4 protein-coding genes and 1 pseudogene are annotated in these 5,585 nt (G+C 76.1%); 3 read left to right on the forward strand and 2 right to left on the reverse strand.

Annotation, left to right across the window (positions count from 1 at the left end; genetic code table 11):
• A pseudogene (locus HCJ92_RS21610) lies at positions 1 to 123 on the forward strand (inositol monophosphatase family protein); the annotation flags it as partial.
• 779 nt (positions 124 to 902) lie between these two features.
• Here the strand turns inward: HCJ92_RS21610 and HCJ92_RS21615 are convergent.
• Positions 903 to 2,708, reverse strand: coding sequence for a gamma-glutamyltransferase family protein (locus tag HCJ92_RS21615; protein ID WP_167935290.1), 1,806 nt, complete (start codon positions 2,706 to 2,708; stop codon positions 903 to 905).
• 125 nt (positions 2,709 to 2,833) lie between these two features.
• Between HCJ92_RS21615 and HCJ92_RS21620 the strand changes: the two genes are divergently transcribed.
• Complete coding sequence (locus HCJ92_RS21620) at positions 2,834 to 3,202, forward strand: tetratricopeptide repeat protein (protein ID WP_167935291.1); 369 nt, start codon at positions 2,834 to 2,836, stop codon at positions 3,200 to 3,202.
• A gap of 81 nt (positions 3,203 to 3,283) precedes the next feature.
• Here HCJ92_RS21620 and HCJ92_RS21625 read toward each other — a convergent pair whose 3' ends face one another.
• On the reverse strand, positions 3,284 to 4,093 hold the full coding sequence (locus tag HCJ92_RS21625; protein WP_167935292.1) for an ATP nucleotide 3'-pyrophosphokinase: 810 nt from the start codon (positions 4,091 to 4,093) through the stop codon (positions 3,284 to 3,286).
• Between the two features lie 540 nt (positions 4,094 to 4,633).
• Here HCJ92_RS21625 and HCJ92_RS21630 point away from each other — a divergent pair.
• Complete coding sequence (locus HCJ92_RS21630; protein ID WP_167935293.1) at positions 4,634 to 5,557, forward strand: carbohydrate kinase family protein; 924 nt, start codon at positions 4,634 to 4,636, stop codon at positions 5,555 to 5,557.
• Positions 5,558 to 5,585 lie beyond the last annotated feature (28 nt).

Below are 5,585 nucleotides of genomic sequence, written 5' to 3' on the forward strand. Positions count from 1 at the left end.
GGATCGTGGACCCGGTGGACGGCACTCGCCAGTTCGTTCGCGGGGAGCCGGGGTTCTGCACCCTCGTGGCGCTGGCGCAGGGCGGCACGGTGCACGCGTCATGGACCTTCGCGCCAGCCGGTCGGCCTCCGGGCCGTGGCCCGCGGAGCGGGCGGAGTGCTCGGCGACGGCGAGCCGGTGGCCCCGCTCGACCGCCTCGCGTGCGGCGTGCTCGGCGAGGCCGACCCGCCGAAGCAGGTCGTCCCGTGCCGCGGGACGCGCGTCCTGGGCCGCCGCCGCGGCGGCGTAGCTCGCTCGGAGTCGCCCCTCGCGCTCCCGTGCCGCGCGTCCTCCGGGGCCGGTGGCGAGGTCCTGCACGAGATCGGCGACCACGTCCCACGGCGGCAGGTCGAGCCCGGCCAGCCAGGTCTCCAACTCGGCGGGGGCGCGGCGGGCGAACGCGGCGAACCAACCGGCGCCGGGGTCCAGCTCCGCCGTCAGTGCGCGCAGCTCGACGGTGAACGCCGCGAGCTCCCGTCCCGGTGCGGATATCTCCATCCAGGTACTGAAGCCGAGCTGTGGAACAGCCGTGTTTCCACCCGGCTACGGACAGTTTTCGCGGCGTGTGCCGGTGGCGATCCGGCCACCGACTGCCCCGAGCGCGTGAAACCCTCGCGCGCTCCCCGACGCGCTCCGGAGCGTGGACAAGCGGGCAACCGTCTCCGGCGCTCGTCGAACGTACTCGCGCGCGCTCCCGGACTGTCGCAGGTCCCGCCCGCCCCGTGCCGTCCGGGGTCCGTCACCGTCGCGGCGCGGCCCGCCCGGCGACGCACACCGAGCCCCGGGCCGGGCCGCGTGCGGCACGCGGCGGAGCGCGCCGCGGGGCACGGACGGATGGCGGAAAACCCGCCGCCGCCGGAGGGTCAGCGACCCACGGCGTACCCCTGCATGCCCCGCGGGTTGGCCGCCGCCGAGACCACGCCCGTCTCCGGGTCGCGCGCCACGGCGCACAGCCGCCCCTCGGTCCACGCCCCGGCGACCGTCACCCGGTGCCCCCGCGCGCGCAGCGCCGCGACCGTCTCGACGCCGGCCCGCTCCTCGACCGTGACGGACCCCGGGTCCATGCGGCGCGGATAGAAGGAACTGGGGAAGCTGTCCTGGTGCCAGTTGGGTTCGTCCATCGCGCCCTGGAGGTCCAGGCCGCCCCGGACCCGCTCGCGCATCGCCACGGAGAGGAAGAAGTGCGTCTGCCACTGGTCCTGCTGGTCACCGCCGGGGGTGCCGAACGCCATGACCGGCTCCCCGTCACGGAGCGCCAGCGACGGCGAGAGCGTGGTGCGCGGACGGCGGCCGGGTGTCAGCGAGGACGGGAGACCCGGCTCCAGCCAGGTCATCTGCAACCGGGTCCCGAGCGGGAACCCGAGCCCGGGCACGACCGGGCTGGACTGGAGCCAGCCGCCGCTGGGCGTCGCGCTGACCATGTTGCCCCAGCGGTCCACGACGTCCACGTGGCAGGTGTCGCCGCGGACCTCACCGTCCCGGCCGACCGTCGGCTCACCGGCGCCCGCGACCGGGTCCGGGGGCGTCCGGCCGGGCAGCTCCCCGGCGGCACCCGCCGCCTGCCGACCGATGACGGGCGACCGACCCCCCGGGGAGCCGGGCCGCAGCTCGTGCGAGGCGTCCGTGCCTATCAGCGTTCGGCGTTCGGCGTTGTAGCCGGGGGAGAGCAGGTCTGCCAGCGGTACCTCCGCGGCGTCCCCGTACCAGGCCTCCCGGTCGGCCATGGCCAGCTTCCCGCCCTCCACCAGCGTGTGCACGTAGTCGGGCGTGCCGAGGTCCGCCGCGTCCACGCCCGGGTCCAGCAGCGCGAGTTGCTGGAGCAGGACCGGCCCCTGGGACCACGGGCCGGGCTTGCAGACGGTCCAGCCCCGCCAGTCGTACCGCACCGGCTCCTCGAAGGACGCGGACCATCCCGCGAGGTCGCCACCGGTCAGCGTGGACGCGTGGCGCTCGCCGGAGGAGTCCATCGCGGGCCGGGCGGCGTGCGCGTCGATCGCCTCCGCGACGAAACCCTCCCGCCAGACGCGGCGCGCCGCCTCGATCCGGGCCTCACGGTCGGGGCCGGCGGCCTCGGACTCGGCGACGAGACGTCGCCAGGTGGCCGCCAGGTCGCGGTTGCGCAGCAGCTCCCCGGCGGCCGGTGCACTGCCGCCGGGGAGGTACACCTCCGCCGAGGAGGTCCACTCGTTCTCGAAGAGCTCCCGCACCCGCCCGATCGCGACGCCGACCCGGTCGAGTGCGGGGTGGCCGTGCTCCGCGTACCCGATCGCGTACCGCAGCACCTGGGCCGGGGAGCGGGTCCCGAGATCGCGCAGCATCAGCATCCAGGCGTCGAACGCACCCGGCACGACGGCGGCCAGCGGCCCGGTGCCGGGCACCACGTCCAGGCCCAGCGAGGTGTAGTGCTCGGCGGTCGCCGCTGCGGGAGCCGGTCCCTGGCCGCACAGCACCCGCACCGGGCCGCCGGCCGGGGCCACGATCGCCGGCACCTCCCCGGCGGGTCCGTTGAGGTGGGGTTCGACCACCTGGAGGACGAAGCCCGCCGCGACGGCCGCGTCGAACGCGTTGCCGCCGTCCTCCAGCACCGCCATCGCGGTCTGGGAGGCGAGCCAGTGGGTGCTGGAGACCATGCCGAAGGTGCCCTGGAGCGTGGGCCGCGTCGTGAACATGCGGGGGAGCGTACGCGCCGGTCACCGCCGCGAACAGGGGCGGAGACCCCGGCGCCCGGCCCGGTGCGCCCCGCGGAATACCGCCGGGCCCCGGCGCGTTGCAGCCCACGCACGGGAGGAGGCCCATGAACACCGACGGAAACCTCATCGACCGCTACCACCGCGCGCAGCTCTTCTTCGATGCGCGCGACTACGGCGAGGCCGCCCGGCTCACCCGCGAACTCGTGGACGTGGAGCCGGGCCGGCTGGACCTCAGGCTCCTGCTGGCCCGGGCGCTGTTTCACTCCGCGCAGCTCAACCGGGCGGAGGAGGAGCTGCGGCACATCGTCGACCGGTATCCGGACGAGTCCTACGCCCGGCTGATGCTGGGCCGCACCCTGGAGAGGCTCGGCCGCCAGGCGGAGGCGACCGCCCAACTGCGGCTCGCGGCGGCCCTGAGCGGGGAGCCGGTGGACGCGCCCCGGCGCCTCGCGTCGGAGGGCGGGGACGCCTGACCGCTGACCCGGGTACTGCGTGCGTGTGGCCGCGACGGCGACGACCGTCGCGGCCACACGCACGTGGCACCGCCCGACCGGTCAGCCGACGGGCACCGGGACGGGCCGGGTCGCCGGGGAGGAGACGCCGGGGGAGACCAGCCGCTCCGCGCCTTCGGGCACCGGCACGGCTCCGAAGATGAGCGCCTGCTGCTCGCGCAGTTCCGCGGCGCGCTCGGGGGAGGTGGAGGGGAGCCGCTCCTCCTCGTACAGCGGGTGGGTCAGGGTCGCCGCGGCCCGGCTGGCCGGCGTGTGGAACTGCACCTCGTAGGGGTGGGCGGTGGCCGCCTCCCGCCAGGTGGAGTTGATCGCCTGGTAGCGGCCGGTGGCGCCCCAGGTGTTGGACCAGCGGACCGGTGCGTTTCGCCAGGCGCTCAGCAGGTCGGCGGCGTCGGCGACCCCCTCGGTGTAGTCCTCGTCCTCCCACTGGAGTGTGTAGCGCACCGAGTCGTTGATCTCGCCGAGGACGGCGTCCACGGACTTCTCCGGCGACTCGTCGAGCCAGGTCGCGACCTTGCGCTTGAGGGAGTCCTCGGTCTTGAGCCGGTTGTCGAAGCCGACGAGTTCCGCCGCGGTCAGCTCCGCCACGCGCACCAGCTGCGGGCTGATCCGTCGCTCCGCCTCTGCGGCCTGCTCCAGGTACTCGTCCACCGCGGCGTTCTCCTCCGCGTCGAGGGTGAGCCCCTCGCCCTCCCACGCCGGTTCCTGCACCGAGCGGGGCGCGGGGGCGCTCGTCGCCTGTGCGCCGGGGGCAGGGGAGGGCTGCGAGGCTGCGGCGGTGGGCGACAGCAGCGCCGAGAGCACTGCGGCCGTGCCCAGCGCGCGGCGGATGCTGCGGCGGCGGAAGGTCATGCGCGGGTCCCCTGTCGTCAGCGCGGCCCGGCTGGCCGCGGTCGGGTGTGCGCCCGGCACAACGCGCCGCCCGGCGCGTGGTCACCGGCGACCGCCCGGACGGGCTACCTGCCGTGGGCGCGCGTGCTCGGCCGCGCCCCGGTGCGAGCGCGACGGAGCGTGCAGGGGGTGGTGTGCGGCCGGTCGGCTGCCCCCTTCCGCGCCCCGACGGCGGCTTCGCGGCGGACGAGCGTCCGGCGGGTCGCCGCAGCGGAAGTGACTCGGGCGCCGTCACGGTCGAACCGGGCCGAGGGCGGCGGTGACGTGCCCGTACGGGTACGGCCGTGCGGAGCGGACCCGTACGGCGGGCGTTGCCTCACGGGGCGCTCGGCGCGACCCACCCGCGCGGTCGGTGACGCAGTCGCTGCCCGTGGGCGACCGCCGCGGGGCCCCATGCGGGCAGCCCGGACCCCGCCGTGCCCCGGGGACGCCCCGGCGGGCGCGGGCGGGCGCGGGCCGACTGGCATACTGCCGACCGTCCACAGCGAGAACAGGGGGGTGATGGCCGTGACCTCGGCCTTCCTCGTCGTCGGTGAGTGCGTCGCCGATATCGTCCGGCGGTCCGGCGAGCCGGATCGGGTCCACGCCGGGGGCAGCCCGGCCAACGTCGCGTACGGGCTGGCGCTGCTCGGTCACGACACCACACTGGTCACGGAGCTCGCCGACGACGAGCACGGACGACTGATCACCGGTCACCTGAACACCGGCGGCGTCACCGTGGAGGCGGCCACCGCGGTGCGCACCCCCTCCGCGATCGCGACACTGGACGCCGAGGGGCGCGCCGACTACCGGTTCGACATCGAATGGGGGCTGGGCTCCCCGCCCGTGGTCGAGCCGGGGCGGCATCTGCACACCGGCTCCATCGCGGCGGTGCGCCAGCCGGGAGCCGGTACGGTGCTGGACGCCCTTCGAGCCGCCTCGGGCCGTACGACGGTCAGCTACGACCCCAACATCCGACCCGCCCTGATGGGCGACCACGCGGTCGCCGTCGCGGGGGTCGAGCGATTCGTGGCGCTCAGCGACATCACCAAGGCCAGTGACGAGGACCTGGAATGGCTCTACCCCGGGCGCGCGCCGGAAGAGGTCGCCGAGTCCTGGGTCGAACTCGGCTGCCCTCTGGTGCTGGTGACCCGGGGGCCGCACGGGGCGCTTGCCGCCACGGCCGCCGGTCGCCGCGAGGTGCCCTCGCTGCCGGTCGCCGTCGCCGACACCGTGGGCGCGGGTGACGCCTTCATGTCGGGCACCCTGCACGCCCTGTCCGGTCTGGGAGTGCTCGGCGAGGGAGGTCGGGCCCGGCTCGCCGCGCTGCCCGGCGACGCGGTGGACGCCGTGCTCCGCACCGCCGCGACCTCGGCGGCCATCACGGTCGCCCGCGCCGGCGCCAACCCGCCGCGCGGCAGCGAGCTGACCGCCGCGCTGGCCTGAGGACCGGGCGCGCGCCCGGCGACGAAAG

Source organism: Streptomyces spiramenti (genome assembly GCF_012034385.1).
Lineage (GTDB): Bacteria > Actinomycetota > Actinomycetes > Streptomycetales > Streptomycetaceae > Streptomyces > Streptomyces spiramenti.